General features: G+C 67.5%; 16 protein-coding genes. 8 read left to right on the forward strand and 8 right to left on the reverse strand.

Annotation, left to right across the window (positions count from 1 at the left end; translation table 11 throughout):
- The coding region (locus K336_RS16135; protein ID WP_233418759.1) for a MetQ/NlpA family ABC transporter substrate-binding protein at positions 1 to 390 on the forward strand (390 nt) is incomplete at its 5' end.
- Positions 391 to 467: 77 nt separating this feature from the next.
- Complete coding sequence (locus K336_RS0111105) at positions 468 to 1,655, forward strand: M20 metallopeptidase family protein (protein ID WP_051245714.1); 1,188 nt, start codon at positions 468 to 470, stop codon at positions 1,653 to 1,655.
- A 109-nt stretch (positions 1,656 to 1,764) separates the two neighbouring features.
- On the opposite strand, the gene K336_RS0111110 is transcribed toward K336_RS0111105, so the two are convergent.
- The 5 genes from K336_RS0111110 to K336_RS0111130 are packed head-to-tail and all read right to left on the reverse strand — an operon-like array spanning position 1,765 to position 8,195.
- Positions 1,765 to 3,504 (reverse strand): ABC transporter ATP-binding protein, encoded by a 1,740-nt coding sequence (locus tag K336_RS0111110; protein ID WP_028707062.1) that lies wholly within the window; start codon positions 3,502 to 3,504, stop codon positions 1,765 to 1,767.
- Positions 3,497 to 5,275: an ABC transporter ATP-binding protein gene (locus tag K336_RS16140; protein ID WP_021797594.1), complete on the reverse strand. Its 1,779-nt coding sequence runs from the start codon at positions 5,273 to 5,275 to the stop codon at positions 3,497 to 3,499. Before K336_RS16140 ends, K336_RS0111110 begins: the two co-directional genes overlap by 8 nt.
- 40 nt (positions 5,276 to 5,315) lie before the next feature.
- Positions 5,316 to 5,960 (reverse strand): MptD family putative ECF transporter S component, encoded by a 645-nt coding sequence (locus tag K336_RS0111120; protein WP_028707063.1) that lies wholly within the window; start codon positions 5,958 to 5,960, stop codon positions 5,316 to 5,318.
- A gap of 17 nt (positions 5,961 to 5,977) precedes the next feature.
- Positions 5,978 to 7,444, reverse strand: a complete 1,467-nt coding sequence (locus K336_RS16145) for an ABC transporter ATP-binding protein (RefSeq protein ID WP_051245720.1) — start codon at positions 7,442 to 7,444, stop codon at positions 5,978 to 5,980.
- A 1-nt stretch (position 7,445) separates the two neighbouring features.
- On the reverse strand, positions 7,446 to 8,195 hold the full coding sequence (locus tag K336_RS0111130) for an energy-coupling factor transporter transmembrane component T family protein (protein ID WP_162142606.1): 750 nt from the start codon (positions 8,193 to 8,195) through the stop codon (positions 7,446 to 7,448).
- Between the two features lie 153 nt (positions 8,196 to 8,348).
- Between K336_RS0111130 and K336_RS0111135 the strand changes: the two genes are divergently transcribed.
- The 6 genes from K336_RS0111135 to K336_RS0111160 all read left to right on the forward strand — a co-directional run bounded on the left by K336_RS0111135 (position 8,349) and on the right by K336_RS0111160 (position 15,958).
- Positions 8,349 to 9,638: an MFS transporter gene (locus K336_RS0111135; RefSeq protein ID WP_081660786.1), complete on the forward strand. Its 1,290-nt coding sequence runs from the start codon at positions 8,349 to 8,351 to the stop codon at positions 9,636 to 9,638.
- A 99-nt stretch (positions 9,639 to 9,737) separates the two neighbouring features.
- Entirely contained in the window at positions 9,738 to 11,726 is a 1,989-nt protein-coding gene (locus K336_RS16150) for an AMP-binding protein (protein ID WP_155945078.1), read from the forward strand.
- Positions 11,723 to 13,318, forward strand: a complete 1,596-nt coding sequence (locus K336_RS0111145; protein ID WP_021797601.1) for an AMP-binding protein — start codon at positions 11,723 to 11,725, stop codon at positions 13,316 to 13,318. The genes K336_RS16150 and K336_RS0111145 overlap by 4 nt, the downstream gene beginning before the upstream one ends.
- Positions 13,319 to 13,344: 26 nt before the next feature.
- Positions 13,345 to 14,379, forward strand: a complete 1,035-nt coding sequence (locus K336_RS16155; protein WP_051245725.1) for an ABC transporter ATP-binding protein — start codon at positions 13,345 to 13,347, stop codon at positions 14,377 to 14,379.
- The gene (locus K336_RS0111155) at positions 14,376 to 15,176 is read left to right on the forward strand and encodes an ABC transporter permease (protein ID WP_043150921.1); all 801 of its coding nucleotides are present in this window, start codon (positions 14,376 to 14,378) and stop codon (positions 15,174 to 15,176) included. The genes K336_RS16155 and K336_RS0111155 overlap by 4 nt, the downstream gene beginning before the upstream one ends.
- A gap of 14 nt (positions 15,177 to 15,190) precedes the next feature.
- The gene (locus tag K336_RS0111160) at positions 15,191 to 15,958 is read left to right on the forward strand and encodes an ABC transporter permease (RefSeq protein WP_155945080.1); all 768 of its coding nucleotides are present in this window, start codon (positions 15,191 to 15,193) and stop codon (positions 15,956 to 15,958) included.
- A 163-nt stretch (positions 15,959 to 16,121) separates the two neighbouring features.
- Here K336_RS0111160 and K336_RS0111165 read toward each other — a convergent pair whose 3' ends face one another.
- From K336_RS0111165 to K336_RS0111175, 3 genes are read right to left on the reverse strand one after another with little or no spacing between them, the layout of a single operon-like run.
- Complete coding sequence (locus K336_RS0111165) at positions 16,122 to 17,687, reverse strand: class I adenylate-forming enzyme family protein (protein WP_028707068.1); 1,566 nt, start codon at positions 17,685 to 17,687, stop codon at positions 16,122 to 16,124.
- Positions 17,675 to 18,448 (reverse strand): thioesterase II family protein, encoded by a 774-nt coding sequence (locus tag K336_RS0111170; protein ID WP_028707069.1) that lies wholly within the window; start codon positions 18,446 to 18,448, stop codon positions 17,675 to 17,677. The genes K336_RS0111165 and K336_RS0111170 overlap by 13 nt, the downstream gene beginning before the upstream one ends.
- Positions 18,442 to 21,711, reverse strand: a complete 3,270-nt coding sequence (locus K336_RS0111175) for a non-ribosomal peptide synthetase (RefSeq protein WP_081660790.1) — start codon at positions 21,709 to 21,711, stop codon at positions 18,442 to 18,444. The genes K336_RS0111170 and K336_RS0111175 overlap by 7 nt, the downstream gene beginning before the upstream one ends.
- Positions 21,712 to 21,761 lie beyond the last annotated feature (50 nt).

Genomic DNA, 21,761 nt, shown 5'->3' on the forward strand with positions numbered 1-21,761 from the left:
GGGCTCACCCCGGGCCTCGACGACGTCACCGGCAACCCGAAGAACCTGCGGATCACCCAGCTCGACGCCGCCCAGACCGCCCGCTCCCTCGACGACTCGGACGCTGCCGTCGTCAACTCGGGCATCGCCGTCGACGCCGGGCTCACCCCGAGCGCCGACGCGCTGCTGCGCGAGGAGGTCGGCGAGGCCTCCAAACCGTACTACAACGTCATCGCCGCCCGCGCCTCCGACGTGGACGACGAGACCTACCGGACGGTCGTGCGGTACTACCAGTCCGACGAGGTCGCCCGGACGATCGCCGACGTCTACAAGGGCTCGCAGTTCCCGGTGTGGGACGGCGCCCCCTCGGCGTCCCCGAGCGCCACCGCCTCGCAGAGCAAGGCCGCCTGAACAGCCGACGACAGCAGGACGCCGTTGGTCCGGGCCGGCGCGGCCCGTTGCTCCGGACTCGGCGAGCAGGAGGAATCATGGTCTTCGACCAGCAGCGCATCCACGCCGAGATCGAGGCGCTCGCCCCGCGCATCATCGCCGACCGCCGCCATCTTCACCAGCACGCCGAGACGAGCCTGAAGGAGTTCGGCACGGCGCAGTACATCTCCGACCGCCTCGACTCGCTGGGCATCGACCACGTCGGGGTCGGTGAGACGGGCCTGCTCGGCACCCTCACCGGCGCCGACGAGGGGCCGACGATCCTGCTGCGCGCCGACATCGACGCCCTGCCGCTGCGCGACGACTGCGGCGCGCCGTGGGCCAGCACGGTCGGGGCCAACCACGCCTGCGGCCACGACGGCCACGTCAGCGCCCTGCTGGCGGCGGCCGAGGTCCTCACGGCGCACCGCGCCGACTTCGACGGCACCATCGAGTTCGCCTTCCAGCAGGCCGAGGAGATCGGCGCCGGCGGCCTCATCTTCGAGAAGCAGGGCGCCCTCGAGGGCCTCGACCAGGTCTTCGGCTTCCACTTCGCCTCGGACCTTCCGGTCGGCACGGTGAGCACGACCGCCGGCCCGCAGTGGGCCAGCGTCGACCACTTCTCGATCGATGTCCACGGCAGGGGCGGTCACGTCTCCAAACCGCACCTGTGCCGTGACGCGCTCGTCGCGGGAGCCTCGATCGTCGTCGAGGCCCAGCAGATCGTGGCCCGCGAGCTGAGCCCCTTCGACGAGGCCGTCGTGGGCATCGGCACATTCGCCTCGGGCGAGAACTACAACATCATCGCCTCCTCGGCCCACCTCGAGGGAACCGTGCGGGCCTTCGACGAGAAGGTGCGCGCCACCGTGCTGGCCTCGCTCGAACGCATCGCCGATGCCACGGCCCGCGCCCACAACACGACCGCCGAGTTCACCCGCACCGTCTACGCCGACGTCCTCGACAACGACCCCGAGGCCTCGCGCTTCGCCACCCGGGTCGCCCTCGAGATGCCCGGCGTCGAGCGGGTCATCACGGACAACCCCAGGAGCGCCGGCGGCGACGACTTCGCGGTCTTCCTCCACCACGCGCCGGGCGTCTACGCCCGGGTCGGTTCCGGCGGCACCCCCGCCACGAGCCACCCGCACCACACCTACGAGTTCGCGCTCGACGAGGCCGCTCTGCCGATCGGCGCCGAACTCCACGTCGGCTACGCGCTGCGCTGGCTGGCCGGCGGCTACGAGGGCTGAGGCGGGCCGTCTCACCGAGTGGGCCGGGCCCCCCGCCCCGGCCCGACGGGATCGCGGGCGGGAGAGCCCGCCAGGGGCCCGCCCGGGCCCCATCGTCCCGGGCCGGGATTCAGCGCACGCTCCAGCGCGCCGTCTGCGAGAAGTCCTGCACCAGCTCGGCGAACATGCCGTCCCCGGCCGCCAGCTCGGCCGGGGAGCCGTGCTCGACGATGCGGGTCGGGATGCCGCGCTCGCGTCCGGACAGGACGTAGACGTGGTCGGCGGCCATGATCGTCGACAGGCGGTGGGCGATGACGACGACCGTCCGTCCGGCCGCCAGCTCGGCGAGCGCCTGCGTGATGGCCGACTCGTTCTCGGCGTCCAGCGCCGAGGTGATCTCGTCCAGCAGGAGGATGGGGGCGTCCTTGAGGAAGGCGCGGGCGATCGAGACGCGCTGGCGCTCGCCGCCGGACAGCCTCAGCCCGCCCTCGCCGACCCGCGTGTCGAGCCCATCGGGCAGCGCGGCGATGACGGGCTCGAGACCCGCCCGGGCGATGGCCTCGGTCAGCTCCTCGTCGGTGGCCCCGGGACGCGAGATCCGCACGTTCTCGGCGATCGTCGTGTCGAACAGGTAGACGTCCTGGAAGACCATCGAGACCATGTCCATGAGCTCGGCCGAGTCCATGTTCCGCACGTCGACGCCGCCGACGGTGATCCGGCCGGAGCCGACGTCCCAGAAGCGGGCGATGAGCTTGGTGACCGTCGACTTGCCGCAGCCGGACGGGCCGACCAGCGCGGTGATCCGCCCCTCGGCGGCCTGCAGCGACAACTGCTCGAAGAGCGTGTCACCGGTCGTGTAGCCGAAGGTCACGTCGTCCAGGCGGATGTCGGTGCCCGCCGGGTGCCCGGGGCTCGCCGGTTCGGGCAGGGTCGGGGCCTCGACGATCTGCTCGATCGCGTCGAGGCTGACCATGTCCTGCTGCAGGGCGGCGGCGTAGAAGATCGACTGCGAGATGGGCGTGGTGAAGCGGGCGGCCATGACGCCGATCGCGACGAAGGCCGCGGCGTCGAGGCCGCCGCCGAGCACGATGCCCAGGCCGGCGGCCAGCACGGCGGCGAAGAAGGCCTGGGCGAGCAGACCGAAGGCGATGGTCGGGCGTCCCTGGGCCGCCATGATCGCGTTCATCTCGTCGTTCTCGTCCGACAGGGCCTCGGCCAGGGGCCGCCAGGCGGTGCCCGAGATGCCCTGGGCGCGCAGCACCGGCTGCAGGTGGGCGTGCTCGATGGCGACCGAGGCGGTGCGCGCGGCGATGGCGGGGGCCCGCCGGTGCTCGGCCATGAGCAGCCGCGAGGCCCAGTTCCACAGCAGGGCGACGACCGGCACCACGAGGAGCATGATGAGGCCGAGGCGCCATTCGTAGCAGAGGGTGACGACCAGCACCGTCAGCGGGGTGACGATCCCGGAGATGAACTGCGGCAGCACGATGGGTGTCAGGTGCGAGAGGTTGTCGGTCTCGGTCGAGATGGCCGAGGAGACCCGCCCGACCGAACCCGAATCGAACCAGCCCAGCGGCAGCCGCACGACGTGGGAACCGATCCTGGCCACGGCGTTGCCGCAGACGTCGTAGGCGCTCACCTTGTTCGCGCGGATCAGTGTGGCGGCCTGGATGAGGAAGGCGGCGGCGCCGAAGCCGACGAGCAGCCACATCGGGCCCCACGCCTGCCCCGGGTCGGGCCCGAGGAGGGCGCGCAGGAAACCGATGAGCGCGCTGAAGGCCAGGCCCTGCAGGACGGCCGCGACGACATAGCCGGTCACCAGCAGGTGGATCGTCGAGGGCCGGTCGAAGAAGGAGTTGAACCGGCTAAGCATCGTGGACTCCTGCCATGGTCTGGTTCTGCGCGGCCCACAGCGCGGCGTACTGCCCGCCGACCGCCAGCAGCTCGTCGTGGGTGCCGGTCTCGGTGATGCGCCCGTCGTCGACGACGGCGATCTGGTCGGCGCTGCGGATGGTCGACAGGCGGTGGGCGATCATCACGACCGTGCGCCCCTGCGCCAGGCCGGTGATGGCCCGCTGGATCTCCAGCTCCGAGTGGGCGTCGGCCTGGGCCGTGGCCTCGTCCAGGATGAGGATCGGGGGAGCGGCCAGGAAGGCGCGGGCGATGGTCAGACGCTGGGCCTCGCCGCCGGACAGGAAGCCGGCGTTCTCGCCGAGCGTCGTGTCGTAGCCCTCGGGCAGGGTCATGATCCGCTCGTGGATGCGCGCCGCCCGTGCCGCCGCGACGATCTCGTCGCGGGTGGCGTCGGGCCTGCCCAGGGCGATGTTCCCGGCGACCGTGTCGGTGGCGGTCATGACCTCTTGGAAGACGAGCGACATCGAGCTCATGAGCTGCTGGTTCGTCTGGGCGCGCACGTCGACGCCGCCGACGCTGATGGAGCCCGAGTCGACGTCCCAGAAGCGGGCGATGAGTTTGGCCAGCGTCGACTTGCCGCCGCCGGAGGGGCCGACGAGCGCGGTGACGGTGCCGGGGCGGCAGGTGAGGCTGACGTCCTCGATGACCGGCGTGCCGGGCTCGTACGAGAAGGAGACGTTCTTCAGCTCGATGAGTGAACGGTCGGCCGTGAACTCGGCCGGCGCGTCGGGCTCGGGCAGCTCCCCGGTGGACAGCACGTCGAGCGTGGACCGGGCCGCCTGGGTCGCCGCGTAGACCTGCTGGAAGATCTGCACCAGCGCCTGGAGGCCCTCGGGGATGCCCACCCAGACGAGGGCGAAGGCGAGCACCGTCAGGGGCTGCGCCCAGCCCATGCGGACGAACCAGTAGCCGGTGCCCGCGGTCAGGGCCAGGGTCGTGGCCGGCTGCATCGCCGCGCCGACGATCGCCATGCCGATCCCCGCGGCGTTCATCCACTCCATCGAGACGTCGGCGTGCCGCTTGCGGGCCGCGTCGAAGCGGCCGAACACCGTGGCGGTCATGCCGAAGTTCTTGACCTCCTTGATGCCGTCGACCATCTCGACGGTCACCGCGGCGAGCTCGCGCTCGGCGGCCGAGTAGTCCTCGAATCTCCTGCCCATGGCGCGCAGGCTCGGCAGCATGCACAGGGCGAGCAGCAGCACCCAGCCGGCGATGAGCGCGCCGGCGAAGCGGGCGTCCAGCCACAACAGGTAGCCGAAGCCCACCACGACGACCCCCAGGGTGTTCGCCAGGTCGCCCGACAGGTGCGCGACGAGCGAGTGGACCGAGCTGGTGTCCGAGGTGATCGCCTTGCGGACCACGCCGCTGGACCGGTCGTTGAACCAGCCCAGCGGCACGCGCTTGAGCTTGTCGACCAGGCGCCGGCGCAGCTGGTAGCGCAGCCCGGCCTCGGTACGGTGGTTCGCGCCGACGGCCCCCGTGTAGGCGACGCCGTGGACCATCATGGCGATGACGGCCGCGATCACCCAGCCCCACAGTCGCGCCGCCGGGGCGCCGGACAGGAGCCCCCGGGCGATCTCGACCAGCCCGACGTACGGCACGATCTTCAGGGCCGAGCCGACGAAGGCGACCAGGCCGCCCAGCAGCATCGAACGGTGCGCGCTGGCGGTCAGTTCCCAGATGTTCCTCGGCGGCGGCTGCCCGGCGTCCGGTGCCGGTTGTGCGCTCATGGAATGCCTCCTCCTCGGCGGCTGGTGGTGACCGTGCCGGTCAGACGATGCCGGCGCGCTTGAACTGCTTGCGCGTCAGCGCACGGCCCCAGTAGCAGCCGATGACGGCGGCCGCGACGCCCAGTACGCAGAACAGGGCCATCGTCAGCGGGTTCAGCAGGTTCGTGCCGACGCGGGCCACCTCGAGGGCGGCGTTGTCGGCGTACTGGTCCAGGTAGGCCTGCTTCATCCAGACGAAGGGGATGTACTCGCCGATCGAGTAGCAGGCGATGAAGGCGCTGTAGGCCAGGGTCATCGAGCGGAAGGAGCGGCGCCCGAGCCTGGAGTGGATGAGCTCGCCGATGATGCCGCCGAGGATCGTCATGTAGCACATGGAACCGCCGGGCGCCATGGTGATGAGGCACAGGCCGAGGACGAGGCCGGTGATGAGGAAGGAACCGGGGCGTTGCACCTTGCCGAGCAGGACGGTGAAGATCAGGCCGCCGAAGAGGCCGAAGATCACCGGCAGCAGCACCATGATGATCGGCACGGCGGCCATGATCATGCCGCAGAACATGAACAGCACGATGTACAGGGCGATGAAGACGCCCATCGTCACGTAGTCGCGGACTTTGGAGTTCTTGTGCTGCACGGCCTGCTGGACCGCCGTGGTGCCCTGGGGCGCGGCGGGATCGTTCTGACTCATCGGTTGTCTCCGTTCTCTCAAGGTGTGCGTGCGGCGCCTGGGCGCGTGCGGGTGGTGACGGTCTCCAGGCGCATTCCGTGGTCGTCGATGCGGATCACGTGGTCGAAGGTCTCGGCGGCGAACTCGGTGTCGTGGGTGATGACCAGCACGAGCGCGCCGTCGGCGGCCACCTGCCGCAGCAGTTCCGACAGGGCGCGCATGCTGCCCGCGTCGAGGCCGCCGGTCGGTTCGTCGAGGCAGATGACCGGGGCCTGTTTCATGCAGGCCAGGGCGATGCCCAGGCGCTGCTTCTGGCCGCCCGAGAGGGTCAGCGGGTGCTGCCCGGCGAGGGCGCTGAGGCCCATCCTCGCCAGCAGCTCGTCGGCCAGCCGGAGTGTCCGCTCGCCCGGTTCGGGGCCGATGAGCAGCTCGGCGCGGACCGACTCGCCGAGCAGCTGGTACTCGACGTCCTGCATGACGTAGGCGCTCTCGCGGGTGCGCCGGCGGCGCGGCCAGTCGGCGTCGCCGAGCCGGATCCGGGCGCCCCGGCAGGCGAGCAGGCCGAGGATGACCCGGACCAGCGTCGTCTTGCCGCAGCCGTTGGTGCCGGTGATGCCCACCACGCCGCGGGCGGGCAGGCACAGGTCGTCGATCCTCCACAGCATGTCGTGGCCGGGGTAGGCGAAGGCGGCCGAGGAGATGCGCAGGCCGTCGCCGGGGACCGGCCCGGCTACCGGGCAGGACTCGACGGCCTCCGGGCGCAACTGGCGAAGGCCCTGGTCGGTGAACCACTGCGCATCCTTGGCGGCGATGTCTTCGGCGCCGAGGTCGGCGACGATGCGTCCGGCGTCCATGATGACGGCACGGTCGAGGACGCCGTCCAGGTAGCTGAGCCGGTGATCGGCGACCAGCGCGGTCACGCCCCGGGCCTTCAGCGAGCCGATCACCTCGGTCAGCATCGCCAGGCCCTCGGTGTCGAGATTGGCGGACGGCTCGTCGAAGAGCAGGATGCGCGGGCGCGGCATGAGGGCGGCGCCGATGGCGACCTTCTGCTTCTCGCCGCTGGAGAGCTTCGACAGGCCCCGGCCCAGCAGCTCCTCGATGCCCACCGCCGCCGCGGTCTCGTCGATCCGCCGGGCGATCTCGTCCGGTTCGACGCCCGCGTTCTCGCAGGGGAAGGCGAGTTCGCTGCGCACGTCGAAGGTGAAGAACTCCGACCGGGGGTCCTGGAAGACGTAGCCGACCCGGGAGGCCAGTTCGGCCGTGGTGTGCTGTGCGACGGGGAAGCCGTCGACGAGGACCCGGCCGTTCACCTGCGCCTCGTGGAAGCCGGGGACGAGCCCGTTGATCGAGCGCAGGGCGGTGGTCTTGCCGCACCCGGAGGGGCCGGTGAGCAGGACGGTCTGGCCGTCGGGGACCAGCAGGTCGATGCCGTCCAGGGCCGGGGGCAGGGGGCCGTCGTCACCCAGGTAGGCGACGCTGAAGCGCTCGAACTCGACACCCATCTCAGCCGACCAGCAGCTTCAGCAGGATGACGACTGCGACGCAGGCGCCCGCCAGCGCCACGTCGACGGGCTGGATGCGCGGCGCGACCATGCTGGTGCGGTGGGCGTCGGGGTCGAGCCCCTTGCAGACCGCGGCGGCCGAGAGCTCGTCGGCGATCCGCCCGGTGCGCATGAGCACCGGGACGACGAGGTGCTCGCACTGGGCGACCGGGTGGCGCGACCAGCGCTTCCAGCCCGGCTGGGTGTGGCGCAGCCGGGCGCCGGAGCGGATGACCCGGATCTCGCCCACGAGTGTGGGCACGTAGCGGTAGATGACGATGAGCACGACCAGCAGGGTGCCCCTGACATGGATGCGGTCGAGAGTGGCCATGACCTCGCTCATCGGCAGCCTGCGGAGGACGAGCCAGGCGGTGACGTAGATCGGGTAGGCCTTCACGACGAGGGTGAGGGCGATGCCGAAGAAGGGCACCAGGGGGATGGCGCCACCGGCGACGCACAACTGCTGCGCGGCCACGATGAGCGCGTAGGCGGCCGCCGGCCTCCAGGTCCTCCGGCCCATGCCGAGCACGAGGCACAGGGCGAGCACGAAGGCAGTGGCCAGCACGGAGCCGAGAAGGGGGCCGATGATGGTCGACTCGACGGCCATCGACGCGATCATGACGAAACCGGCCCGCAGGTCGGGCTTGACCGGGGATGTCGTCCGGACGACATCACAAAGAACCGGTGACAGCGTCCTTGGTGTGCTGGTCATCACGTCCATCTGTCTGTCTGAGAGACTGAACAATCTCAGGTGAGTCTAACCTACCGCTTAGGTGAGTCTAACCTATTCCTGTCCGGTGTCATCGGCCACTGTCTGCTTGATGTCTCCGATGCGAGTGGTTCGACCGGTTCAGAAGGGGTTTCAATGATCGATCGACGTGGTCAGGCCGCATGCCCGGTGCTCCCCGGGTCCAGTGAGGGGGTCGCCGGGGCGGTGCGCTGGCGGGTGGTGCTGGCGGCGGCCGCCGCGATGACCGTCGAGGGCTATGACCTGGGCGTCTACGGAAGCGTCCTGCCCCTCCTGACGGCCGATCGGGGGCTCGGCCTGACGACGGGGGCGGCCGGCCTGGTGGGTTCGGCGGTATTCTGCGGCATGCTCGTGGGGGGCCTGACCGTGGGCCGGCTCGCTGCTCGACTGACGCAGCTCCGGGTGCTGCGCTGGGGGATTCTCGTCTTCTCCGGAGCCATGCTCGCGGCTGGCCTGGCTCCGAACGCGGGCTGGTTGGGCGCGGCGCGGCTCGTCGCAGGAACGGCCCTCGGCGTGGTGATGCCGATCTGCATGGCGATGGCCAGGTCCGCGAGCGGCCTGCGCCTCGGCCCGCTGTGCATCTCCCTGGTCATGGGCGGCATCCCGGCCGGTGGCATCATCGCCACCTGCCTGTCGTATCTGTGCGTCTCCTGGACGGGCTGGCGGGTGCTCTTCGCCGTGGGGGCCTTGCTGGGTCCGGCGGTACTCCCGGTCGTCGTTGGCGTCATGCGCTCCGGCGCAGCCGATCCCCCGCCGCGACCGTCGAGGGACGTCACTGCTCGGCGGGGCGTCGTGACCAGGGGAGTCGTGCAACCGGCCATCGCCGGGGCGCTGGCCACCTTCTTCTTCCTGCTCTCCTTCTACGGGCTGGTCACATGGCTCACCAAGCTGATGACCGAGATCAGGGTGCCGCTCGACGGCGCTCTTCAGCTGACACTCGTGCTGAACATCGGCGCCGTTATCGGCTCCGCGCTCACCGGGCTGCTCGCCATGCGCTACGGCGCCTGGGCGCTGACCGTCGTCTCGGGCACGGCCTGCGCGGTCTGTCTCGTGCTGGTGCCCTCTGGGCTGTTCTCCGGCGTTCCCCTCATGGTGCTCGTCGCGCTGCTGGGCATGTTCTCGCCCTCGACCCAGAACCTGGTCAACTCCCTCGTCGCCGACTCCGTCGGGCCGTCGCTGCGCGCCGCGGTGCTCGGCGTCACCCTGGGGGTCGGTCGGCTCGGTGCGGTGGCCGCCCCGGTGATCGGCTCGTTCCTGCTGCTGAGGGTCGGCCGCGGACAGGGTCTCGCCAGCCCCGCGGGTGCGGTCTTCCTCGCTTTCGCGGCCTCCTGCGTCACCGGGGTCGCGGCCGCCTGCTGGCTCGGCGTCCTGGCGCGGCGCGGTCGAGCGCTGGAGGCAGCTCGGTGACGGGGCCAGTCCTGGTCCAGGCTTGCCAACTCGTTGTCCGGAATGCTAGAGTAGGTAAGGATAACCTAAAAACATTGTTGCTCTGTTCAGGGAGGTCCGTTGAGCGCAGAACAGGAGGGCGAGGCGATGGACCGTCCCGGTGAGATCGCACAGCTGCACGCTCTCATCGCAGAGCTGCTGAATGCGACCGTCGACGAGATCGGGGAGATCGATCCCGATGAGCCGCTCATGAACTATGGCATGGACTCCCTGCACGTCATGTCCTTGGTGCAGCGTCTCGATGCGGCGGGTCTTCCCTCCGACTTCATCGCGATGATGACCGACCAGACGCTGGCCAGTTGGGAGTCCATCGTCGTCGGAGAGTCTTCGCGGAACTCGGTTCGTCAGATCGAGTTCGCAGCCTGGCATGGTGGGCACGCCGAGCGCGGTGGGCTCGCGATGTCGGTGGAGACCTCGGCCGCATCCCGCCAGTGGGCTCCTCTCGAGCAACCCCGAGCCGGTTTCTGCCCGATGCCCCCCGATCGCGCTGAGCATTATGTACGGCAGGGGCTGTGGCGCGGGCTCACCTTCGACGACGTCCTCGCCCGGGTCGTGCGTGATCATGAGGACCGGGTGGCCCTCACCGATGGGGCGAGGTCCCTGAACTACGCGCAGTTGTGGGAGCAGATCGATGCCGTGGCCGAGAATTTCGCTGCGTCGAGTGTTCGGCCGGGCCAGTGCGTGATCCTGCATCTGCCCAACACGATTGAGTTCTACCCGCTCTACCTCGGTCTCCTGCGGCTGGGGGCCATGCCGCTGCTGGCCCTGCCGGGGCACCGTGAAACCGAGCTCGAGGCCTTCGCCCGTTCCACTGCTGCGGTGGGTGTCGTCACTGTCGAGACCTGGCTCGGCGTTGCGCACGCCACGATTGCCCGCAACGTTGCCGATCGGCTGGCCCGTGAAGGGCGCACCCTTGAGCTGTGGACTGATCCTGCTGCTCTCACTTCAGCATCGTCCGGTCAGACGGCGGATCGCTCGGGTTGGGGCGTTCATCCGCAAGATGCCGCGTTCCTTCTCGTCTCGGGCGGTTCCACGGGTGTCCCCAAACTCATCGCCAGGGCCATCGACCCGTATCTTCTCACGTTGGAGCTGTCCGACAGGATCTGCGGTGTCGATGACTCCACGGTCTTCTTGGCCGCTTTACCGGTGGCGCACAACTACGCCAATTCCTCGCCGGGGGCGCTCGGCGTGCTCCTGGCCGGTGGAACTGTCGTTCTGGCCCCTGCCCCGTCGCCCGACATCTGCCTACCGCTCATCGAGCGGTTCGGCGTGACCATGGTTGCTCTTGTCCCGCCGCTGGCCATGATCTGGGTTGATGCGCTCGGAGACCGACCCGCTCCAGAATCCCTGCGTACGGTGCAGATCGGCGGGGCGAAGCTCACGGTTTCCGCTGCCGAGCGGGTCGAGAAGGCGTTTCCCGGTCGGGTGCAGCAGGTCTTCGGCATGGCCGAGGGGCTGGTCTGCTACACGCGCTTGGACGATGACGACGAGGTGCGCTTGGGTACACAGGGCAGGCCCATGTGCAGCGCCGATGAACTGCTCGTCACGGATTCTGATGGTTGCCCGGTGCCGCAGGGCGAGGTGGGTGAGCTGCGTACGCGCGGGCCATACACGATCAGTGGTTATTATGCGAACCCCGCTGCCACGGCCAAGAGCATTGATGACCGAGGCTACTACCGGACGGGGGACTTGGTGCGGGTCCGTCCGGACGGGAACCTCGTCGTCGAGGGTCGTGCAGTGCAGGTGATCAATCGTGCTGGCGAGAAGATCCTGGGTGAGGAGGTCGAGAACGTCCTGCTCGAACTGGATGATGTCATCGATGCGACAGTCACCGGGCGGCCCGATGACTTGACCGGCCAGTGCATAGTCGCTTTCCTCATCCTCCGCCAGGGTTCTGCGCTCGGTGAGATCGACCTGCGCCGCCATGTGCAGGGCAGCGGATTGGCCGCCTTCAAGCACCCGGATCGGTACGAGATCGTCAGTGCGATCCCGACCACCGCCGTCGGCAAGAACGACCGTGCCCTGCTGTCGGGTGGGAGGGCTACGTGACGACATGGAATCTCGCTGTTCCGGAGATCCCGGCGGAAAGGGCGGAACGGTACCGCGCCGCTGGGCTGTGGTCATCTTCCACGATCACCGGCCTCGTGCGTGAGGCGGCGGTCAGGGTGCCCGGAAAACCAGCCGCGGTCGATCAGCATCGCTCTCTCGACTATGCCGGACTCTGGCAGAGGTGCCTGGCGGTGGCGGGCAGATTGCGCGGCGAGGGGATAGCGGCTGGCCAGACAGTCGTCCTGTACCTGCCGAATTCGGTCAGTTGGCTCGAGTGCTTCCTGGGGCTCGTGCAGTGCGGTGCCCTGCCGGTCATGGCAACCGAGTCCTTGCGCGCCCGGGAACTGATCGAGATCATCGAGGCTTCTCGTGCTGACCATGTGGTGACGGTGGCCGATGACGGGCGCTTCCCCTCCCTGCACCGTGCGGTGCACGATGCGATCGGGCTTCTGCCCGCCTGCGGTCCGTCCCCTGTCGTGCATGAGGTGGAGGTACCGGGCGGCTTGGCTGTCGATGCGGCTGACGCCGAGTCCGGCGAGGCTCTCCATCAGATGCTTCCCAGTGATCCTGCGCTCGTCCAGCTGGGCGGGGCGCGCTGCGCCGCGTGTCTGCTCATCGGGCGTACGCACGAGGATTACCTGTGCTCCGTCGAGCTGTCGAACCGCCGCTGCGGGGTCGGACCCGACACGGTCATGCTCATCGGCATACCCGCATCTCACAACTTCGCGATGGCCTCACCGGGGGTCCTCGGCGCGCTCATGGCGCACGGCACCGTCGTCTTCGCCCCCGACCCCTCGCCGAGCACCTGCGTACCATTGGTGCACGCGCACGGGTGCACGCACATACCGCTTGTTCCTTCGTTGCTGGGCCTGTGGTCGGAGGAGGCCGGGCGGGATCCCGAACCGCTCCGCTCCCTGCGCATGGTACTGGTCGGTGGCGCTCCGCTGGATCTGGACCTTGCGGCCGCAGCGCAGACCAGGTTCGGAGCGCATGTGCAAGAGGTCTTCGGTACGGCCGAGGGACTGGTCGCCTACTCGCCCCTTGAGATGGACCGCGTCCTCGAGCCTCGTGCGCATCGGCTCGTCCCGCTGTCCGAGCAGGACGAGATCCTCTTGTCCCGTGTTGTCGCACCGGACGGCACCGAAGGCCAGGAGTTGCTCAGTAGAGGCCCTTACACGGTCCCCTCCTTCATCGATGATCCGCCGCAGGCGGCAGGTGTTTTCGACTCAGTCGGCTGGTACCACAGCGGTGATCTGGTGGAGATCGAACGGGCCGCGGGCCCTGCCGGGCCTCTCGAGTTCCGCGTCGTCGGTCGGTGCAAGGCGCAGATCAACCGTGCCGGTGAGAAGATCTTCCCCGGCTATGTGGAGACTCTCCTGGAGGAGCATCCACAGATCCGCCACGCCTCGGTCGAGGGGGTGGCGCACCCGGTGCTCGGCCAGGCGATCAAGGCCACCATCCATCTGGTCCCCGACGAAGAAGGCGGCTGGTTGCGTCCCCTGGCGCTGCGCAGATACCTCCATGAGAAGTCGGTCGCAGGGCACTGCGTGCCCGACACATTCGATCTTATCCGTGACGAGGACCAGGTCTGAGACCGGGAAGAATGGGCTGAACAGAGATGATTGAGGAAACACCGCAGATCGAGCATGCGATACTCGAGGTCCTAGACATTCACAAGAGTTTCGGCAGGGGGAACAGGCGTACGGAGGTCCTCAAGGGGTTGACCTTCAATGTGCTGGAGCATCAGGTGGTCTCCCTGCTCGGCGCCAATGGTGCCGGCAAGACGACCCTGGTGAACATCGCCTCGACTCTCCTGCTGCCGAGCTCGGGCAGTGTACGGGTCTGCGGCGACGATGTCGTCCGTGCGCCTCGACGGGTGCGCGAGAACATTTCATTGACGGGTCAGTTCGCTGCCGTCGATGGTGAACTGAGCGGGCGGGAGAATCTCATCTTCTTCGCCCGGCTGCACGGTATGGGCCATAGCCAGGCCAGGGCCCGGGCCGATGACCTGCTCGAGCAGTTCAGACTCGCCGACGCGGCTGCTCAGCGTGTCAGCAAGTACTCCGGGGGCATGCGTCGACGTCTCGACATTGCGGCCTCACTCATCGTCGAACCTCGCCTGCTCTTCCTCGACGAGCCCACGACAGGGCTTGATCCGCTTTCCCGTCGCGAGCTCTGGGAAACCGTTGAGGGGTTGCGTGATCGCGGCGTTGCCATCCTGCTCACCACGCAGTATCTCGACGAGGCTGAACGACTCTCGGACGACATCATTCTCATCCGTGAGGGTCGGAAGGTGCTCCAGGGCCCGCCGGTCGACCTTCGTCAGCAGTTCGGCAAACCCGTTTGCTCGATCACCCTCGACAGCGCTCAGGAGGCGTACCGGGCGGCGACGGAGCTGCTGCCCGGTGCTGTTGCGCTCGGGGTCGAGAAATTCACCGTCGAGGGCTTGGCGCTCTCGTTCACCGCTGCGCGGGGAGCCGATGATCTGACCGATGCTCTTGACATCATGCGCCGAGAGGGGGTCGAGGTGCAGTCGGCCGCGTTGAACCCGCCGTCACTGGACGACGTGTTCCTCGGCATGGCCTTCACCAAGGATGAAGCATCCGAGGCCTCCGGGGGACCGGCTCTCCAAGAAGCGCGAGGAGAATCATGACGGCAGTCCTCGGATCCAGTGCACAGCGATCGCGGACAGTGCGGCCCAGCAGCTGGCGGGCCTTTTCCGGGGCGGCATGGCGCAACAATGTGCGGCTTAGTCGCAACGGCGCCTCCATCGTGTCGGCCTTCGTCATTCCGGGTATGTTCATGCTCGCCTTCTGGGCCGTCTTCGGCCATGCGGCGAGCAGTTCGGGCTTCGACTACGCTCTTTTCCTCATGGCGGCCTCGATGTTCCAGGCAGTCATGTTCACCGCCGGCGGCTCGGCCATGGCTCTGGCCGTCGATGCGGAGAGCGGTCTCCTGTCGAGGATGCGGGCCATGCCGATCAATGCTGGCGTGGCGATTGGCGGTCGTATCGCCACCGACGTGCTGCGCTCGATCCTCTCGCTGCTCACCGTCGTGGTCCTCGGTCTTCTCTGTGGTGCGCGACCGGACGGTTTTCGGGGATTGCTGCTGGCCTTCCTCGTCGCGCTGGCGATGGGCGTCGTGCTCGGTCTCGCTTTCACCGGCATCTGCCTGCGCGCAGCCAGACCCGTGCAGGTCGCGGGCCTCATCCAGGGCATCGAAGTGCCGGTCCTCATGTTCTCGACGGCGTTCATCCCGGTGATGACTCTGCCGGACTGGCTCGAGCCCGTAGTGAAGCACATGCCGTTCTCTCCGCTCATCGACACGAATCGCGCCCTGCTCAACGGTTCAGATCCTGGCGGAGCCGGCTGGGAGGCCCTGGCCTGGCTGAGCGCTGGGCTGCTCCTCGGCTCGGTGTGGGTCATCGGAGCATTCAGGAGGAAGTCGTGAGCACTCGGTCCCGGATGATCGGAAGAGCCAACTGGTTCGGCTCCGTGCCAGTTCATGCGGGCCGGCTCCTCAAACGCTGGCTCCGCTCACCATCGCTGCTCGGCTCGATGATCGGCATGCCCTTCATCATGGTCGTCATGATTGATGTGCTGTTCAGCGGCATGATCGAGCAGTTCACCGGACGTGAGGTGAACATGACCGGCATTGCGATCATGATCGGCGTCTCCCAGGCCTTCACAGGTGCCCTCATGGGAGCCGGTGACACTGTCCACGAACGTCACCAAGGGCTCCCCGACCGTCTCACGACGATGCCCGGTCCATCATCTTCGGGTTTCGTCGGTCGAATCCTCGCGGAGGGGCTCCGGGCATTCGTCTCGGCTCTGGTCGCACTTCTCACCGGATTTCTCTACGGCGCCGATTACGGGAACGCGACGAGCCTGATCCTGATCCTGGTCATCCTGTTCGCCATCGCGGTGGTGGCGGGTGCAGTGGGAGTCATGCTCGGCTATCTCGTCGACACCCCGCAGGGCGCGGTCACCTTCGCTCCGCTCATCATGGCGGCCATGTTCTTCAACACGGCCATGATGCCGCGCGAGATGTATGCGAAGGCCTTGCGCCCGCTTGTCGACGCCTCACCGATGACAGCAGTCGTCCAGCTCGTGCACGATGCTGTCACCGGTGATTTCGATGGCGGACATCTGATTGTCTTCCTGGCCTGGTTCGGAGGGCTGCTCGTGTTGAGCGTCGGTGTGCTGCTGCGGAAGAACCTTCGACGAAGATGACCCGTGCGCTGCCGTGCGACGGGCCGGGCGGCTTGTCCGCGAATGGGGGGAGGAGCTCCACTGCACCGGTGCGCACCGGCTCCTCCCCGCATTCGCGCAAGAGAACCTGTATGAACCTGTCTGTCGGCGAAGATGACCCCGTGCGGTGCGTGCGGCGGGCCGATCAGCTTGTCTGCGGCTGGGGGAGGCGCTCCACTGCACCGGTGCGCACCAGCTCCTCCCCCCATTCGCGCAAGGTTACCTTGTCCGTCTTCTTCAGCGCAGAACGCTGTGGCAGAGCGTCCACGAACTGAATGTACGACGGTCTGGACCACTTGCTGACCCGTTCCTGTATGAAGTCGGCGACGGCTTCCTTGTCGATGGTGGCCCCGTCCTTGAGGTGCAGCCAGGCGAAGACCACTTCCCCGGCATAGGAATCCTCGACAGGGTGGACGACGGCATCGCGTACACCGGGGTACTCGACCAGGGCTTCTTCGATGGGCCTGGTGGGAACGTTGTAGCCGCGATAGAGGACCATGTCGCGTTTGCGGCCGGTTATCCACAGGCGGTTGTTCACGCGACGGGCCAGGTCGCTGGTGGCCATCCAACCGTCTTCCGCGACGATTGTGACGTGGGTGCGTTCGGGCGTCCAACGCTCGGCGTTGATGTAGCTTCCCCGTACATAGATCTCACCGGACACCCCGTCGGGGACGACCCGGCCATTGTCATCACGAATTTCGACGTCCGCGGGCGAGAATATGACTCCAGCGCTGCTCAAGATTTCAGGATCCCCGGACTGATGGTCATCCTTGTCGAGTGCGGAGAGCATGCCTGATTCCGTTTGTCCGTAGACCTGCACCAGCTTGTCCCCGCCGATGGCGGCTATGGCTTCGGACAGATCGGTGGGGCTGATCGTCTGTCCGGCGTAGACGACCGTGCGCAGGTGGGAGAGATCGGTGAGTTCGAAGGAGGGATCGCGAACAATGGCGGTGAGCTGACTGGATGGCAGGAAAACGTCGGTGATCCGGTAGCGTTCCAGCTCGCTGAGAATACCAGCTGGTGTTGCGCGGCCGCGATAGACGCAGGGCACCAGACCCGCGGTTGCGAACATCTGGGCCATGCCGTTGCCTTCCAGTGAGGACAGCGGCATGGTGCAGAGGAAACGACCTGTGATGCCGACGCCACCGCAGCGGCTGATGTAGTTGTACGTCATGTCCTCGGTGCTCTGCGCACGCAGGTACATGCCCTTGGGCTCGCCGGTGGAGCCCGAGGTGTAGCGCAGTGTCATCCAGTCCTCGCCGCAGATCCGTTCCGCGTAGGGAGTCAGCTCGGCCGGGGACAGTTCTTGGGAGAAGTCGATGAAGGACTCCTCCTCGACGATCGGAACTCGGTAATCGGCAGTCATCACATCCTCGGCCATGTGACGGGTCTTGGCGTCCACGAGGACGAGCCTGGCGCCCGACTCGCTGAGCATGTGTTGTCGTGCCGGGGCGGAGGCGAAGGGGGCCAGGGCGGAGGTCACACGGCCCGCGAGCAGGATGCCGATGTTCATCGGGAATTTTGCGAGGGTGTCGGACCCGGTGAAGGCGATGATGCCCTCATGGGCAGTGCCGTGTTCGGTCAACATGTCGATGGTCGCCTTGGCTGCGGCAGCGGCCTGACGGCCGGTGAGCGTCCTGGTGTCATCGATGACGGCCGGCTCATCGGCCTTCTCCGACCAGGAGCGGATGATGTCCTTCAGGAATTGCAAGGGGTGTTCCTTTCGTCTTCTGCTTCTCGGGGGATTCGAGCAATGATGGATTCGAGGATCTCGCCGGCTGCTGCTTCGCTGCCCAGGTAGAAGTGATGCCCCGGATGGGCCAGCAACTCGGTGCCGGACGACGTGAACCGCTCCCAAGCGGGGGCGTCCTCGGCGCTGAAATCAGGATCTTCCGTCCCCATGTGGAGAATGATCGGTATGGCCAGCGGGAGCGGCGCCCGGTGGTGCGTCTCGGCCAATCTCATCTCTAGGCGGACCTGCGGGAGCAGCACGGCTGCGAGCTGCTCGTCCTCGAGCGGACAGGGCTCGTCCGGGGACATCGCCGCGATCGAGGCGACCAGCCTCTCGTCGGGCAGCTCATGCCTTGGGTTGCTCACCGGCTGGTCGGGTGCCCTGCTCCCCGAGATGTGGAGCCCCAGCAACTCACGGTCCTGACCGGCCAGCGCAATCGCAGTCTCGTAGGCGAGCAGCCCGCCCATCGAGTGGCCGAAGAGCACGGTGCGCTCGGCCTCGTTCCGAATGGTTTCGCCCACGATCAAGGACATTTCTTCGAGTGTGCTGGCTGGCGCCTCGGAGAAGAGCTCCTCGTGGCCCGGGTGCTGCACGACCGTCAGTTCGACTCCGAGCCGCTGAGCGGCGGGGACCCAGCATCGGAAGTACGAGGCGCTGCCGCCCGCATGGGGCAGGACCGTGACACTGACAGTGGGGTGCCCGGGCCGTGTGAACCGGTGCAGCGCGGTGCGTGTCAGCATCCCTCCTCCATGCGCAGGATCGTCTCGGCCAGACGCTTGACCAGAGGCGGCCGTACGCAGCTGAAATGATCTCCCGGAGTGCTGTAGTGCCGCACTTCGCCCACGGTCGCGGAGTCCCAGAACGCGGTGCGCTGTTCCTCCACACCCGGCATGTACGAGTTGTCCTGTGCGGAGGTGACCAGATGAATGTTGGTGAGGAGCACTGGGGGCCCAGCGAAGGAGGCCTCGTAGCTGTGTGAGAAGAGCGCGTGTTCGGATGACAGCCATTGCTGGTCGATGGTCTCGCCGGTCAGGCGGCGATGGTTCCTCGCATAACCGGCCAGGCGCTGTTCCTCGCTCATCCGGTAGAAGTTCTGGAGGCGTTCGATGGCTCCGGTCAGGGCCGGCTCGCCCGTCGCGGCGTCCTCGATCATCGCCGGGATGTCGATCGGTCCCTCGGAGCCGCTCGGCCGTTTGACCAGAGAGGCCATCGACATCAGGTCCTCGGGCTGCAGGCCGAGGATCGCGGGGGGCAGGCCGAGGGCAGACAGGAAGAACATGTCCTTGAGCATGGGGTCATTCCCGGCCAGGGTCGGTGGCGTTGCGTTGATGACGACCGGTGCGCGCGTCTCGACACCCAGATCGGCAAGTGCTCCCGAGATGGCTGCGGCAATGAATCCCCCGATGCTGTGCCCGACGACCCGCACCTGCTCGGGAACCAGATCGGTGATGAGTGGTGCGATGGCCTGCGCGAGTTCGGAGAAGGTCTTCGCGGGATCGAGCGTCAGATACCAGTCCGGGACGGACGACCTGACTCCGATGACGGGGCCGTCGGCCAGTTGCTCGGCCAGGGGCTGCAAATAGGCGGAGTCCAGCAGCGCCCCGGGCGCCATGACCGTGAGTAGCCCGCCTTGGGCCGGGCCGGCTATCCGCATCAGCGCGATGCCGTGCTCGGAATCCTCCGGGAGTTCGAGGGCCGGCCGTTCTTCGGCGGGACCTCCAGAGGCCGCCGAAGCGTTGGCCAGGAAGGAGTCCAGACCGATGGGGCGGGGATCGTCCATGAGGGCGCGCAGGACGGCGTCGAAGGGAAGGCCTCGGGCCTGCTCGAGCTGTTCGCGGACGGCCGTCACCAGCTGGGCCATGACGAGCGAGTCCGCGCCGTGCGCGAACAGATTGTCGGTGCTGGTCAGCTCGGGACGGCGCAGGACTGAACGGCACAAGTCGAGGCACCGGGATTCTTCGCTGGGGAGTTCTCGGGACGCGGCGCCCGCATGCAGTCCGTCTGCGATCGTGATCAGTTTCTCCCGATCAATCTTGCCGTTGCCGGTGAGAGGGAGTTCGGTGCGGACGCAGATGCTGGCCGGTATCCAGCCAGAAGGGAGATTCGAGGCGAGCAGCTCGCGCACATGCTGCTCGACCAGCTCCGAGCGACTGCGGTCGATCGTTCCGACAAGCAGAGTCATCGGGTCGGTGGCCTCGCCGATCATGTGCACGGCATCGACCCCGGTCGTGCTCAGCGCGGTGCGCACCTGCTCGACCGAGTCCTGTGTAGTGGCGACGATGATGCAGGCCACGCCGGCCGTGCCGACCGGTAGCCCGCGGAGGAGTGATGCCGGGTCGGCGGCGTCGATGATGATGAGGTTCGCCCTGCCCAGCTGCTCATCCCGGGGGACGGTCCCGTCCCACTCATGCCACTCGTGCGCTTCGAAACGCATGTCGGGGCCGAGTCCGGCGTGAACAGCCGGGTCGGGGACGAACAATTGGTACTGGTAGTCGAAGCCATGAATAACCGGTGTGACCGCGCCGGAGAAAGGAGACTCCCGGGCGAATTCGCAGCAGGTCATCGTGTGGCGCTCCTGCCGGGACAAATAAGCGGCCAAGCGCTGGGCCAGTGCTGCCACGCTCCGCTCCAGGAATTCCCGGCTCCCGGACTCGGCGTGTCCGGCCGCGACCCGTCGGGCCAACGCGATGGAGGTGGACATGTACTCGTCGAACTCGCAGTCCCGCGCATCGGGATCGGGAACGACGAACAGGGCGAGAGCCAGATCTCTCGGTCTCTCCGCCCGAGGCGCGTGGGCGACGGTGACGGCTCGGGCGACGTCGGGTGCACGCGTCGCGAGTGAGTCGATCTCTTTGAGTTCGATGCGGTGCCCGTGGACCTTGACCTGCGTGTCAGTGCGCCCCAGGAACTCGATCTCACCGGACGGGAGCCACCGACCCCGATCCCCGGTCCGATACCAACGAACCCCCTCGACGACCACGAACTTGGACGCGGTCAACTCCGGATCCGACTCATAACACCTGGCCAAAGAACCACCCGAGATCACGATGTCACCGGCTACCAAGTCCGGACGCGCCCGCCACGAACCATCCACCACATCCATGCACTGACCCGACAACGCCACCCCATACGGAATCGAGGAACCCACCTCATCCCCCGCACGCAACACATGAAAATTCGACCAGATACCAGCCTCAGTCGCGCCACCCAACGCGACCACCCGCATCACCGGATTGTGAGCCCACAACCTCACCCCCAGATCAACCGGAACCCAATCCCCCGACACCAGGACCAGACGCACAGAAGACAACCGCCCAACCGGCGCAGCCTCCAGAACCATCGACAACTGAGCCGGCGCAGAATTCCACACACTCACCCGGTACCGGGCCACGAGATCGGCCCACACGACCGGATCCGCATACCGCCCAGCAGGCGGAATCACCAACGACCCGCCCCGGCCCAGCACACCGAACAGATCGAACACCGACAGATCAAAACCCAACGACGACACCAGCAACGCACGATCATCCGCGGTCACAGCCCACCGGGCCACCACATCCGCAATCGTGTTCATCGCCCCCTCATGCGTCATCACCACACCCTTCGGCTCACCAGTCGTCCCCGACGTGAACACCACATACGCATCGAGCGACGAATCCAACGAGACCTCGACCCCGAACGGATCCTCGAGCACCGGAACACGAGCCAACCACGACTCATCCACCACGACACGAGCCCCGCAGATCCCGGCAATGCGCTCACGCCGAACACGCGGATGCCCCACATCCACCGGAACATAACAACCACCAGCCGCCAGCACCCCCAGCACCGCGACGACCTGACCCACACCACGAGGACAGGAGACCAACACACGATCCCCCGGCCGAAGACCCCCGCCCCGCAGCACCGCAGCAACAGCCAACGCCCGCCGAGCCACCTCACCGAAACCATGCTCACCCTGCTCGTCAATCACCGCGACCCGACCAGGATCAGCCCCCGCCACCTCGAAGAACCGCCCATGAAGACAACACCCCCCACCACCAACAAACGAGG

The sequence above is a fragment of the Propionibacterium acidifaciens DSM 21887 genome, from assembly GCF_000426605.1.
GTDB lineage: Bacteria > Actinomycetota > Actinomycetes > Propionibacteriales > Propionibacteriaceae > Propionibacterium > Propionibacterium acidifaciens.

What these genes read in the sequence shown, in the direction of transcription:
- K336_RS0111105 (WP_051245714.1), top strand. Translation starts at nt 468, where the DNA reads ATGGTCTTCGACCAGCAGCGCATCCACGCCGAGATCGAGGCGCTCGCC.
- K336_RS0111110 (WP_028707062.1), bottom strand. Translation starts at nt 3,504, where the DNA reads ATGCTTAGCCGGTTCAACTCCTTCTTCGACCGGCCCTCGACGATCCAC.
- K336_RS16140 (WP_021797594.1), bottom strand. Translation starts at nt 5,275, where the DNA reads ATGAGCGCACAACCGGCACCGGACGCCGGGCAGCCGCCGCCGAGGAAC.
- K336_RS0111120 (WP_028707063.1), bottom strand. Translation starts at nt 5,960, where the DNA reads ATGAGTCAGAACGATCCCGCCGCGCCCCAGGGCACCACGGCGGTCCAG.
- K336_RS16145 (WP_051245720.1), bottom strand. Translation starts at nt 7,444, where the DNA reads ATGGGTGTCGAGTTCGAGCGCTTCAGCGTCGCCTACCTGGGTGACGAC.
- K336_RS0111130 (WP_162142606.1), bottom strand. Translation starts at nt 8,195, where the DNA reads ATGACCAGCACACCAAGGACGCTGTCACCGGTTCTTTGTGATGTCGTC.
- K336_RS0111135 (WP_081660786.1), top strand. Translation starts at nt 8,349, where the DNA reads ATGATCGATCGACGTGGTCAGGCCGCATGCCCGGTGCTCCCCGGGTCC.
- K336_RS16155 (WP_051245725.1), top strand. Translation starts at nt 13,345, where the DNA reads ATGATTGAGGAAACACCGCAGATCGAGCATGCGATACTCGAGGTCCTA.
- K336_RS0111155 (WP_043150921.1), top strand. Translation starts at nt 14,376, where the DNA reads ATGACGGCAGTCCTCGGATCCAGTGCACAGCGATCGCGGACAGTGCGG.
- K336_RS0111160 (WP_155945080.1), top strand. Translation starts at nt 15,191, where the DNA reads ATGATCGGAAGAGCCAACTGGTTCGGCTCCGTGCCAGTTCATGCGGGC.
- K336_RS0111170 (WP_028707069.1), bottom strand. Translation starts at nt 18,448, where the DNA reads ATGCTGACACGCACCGCGCTGCACCGGTTCACACGGCCCGGGCACCCC.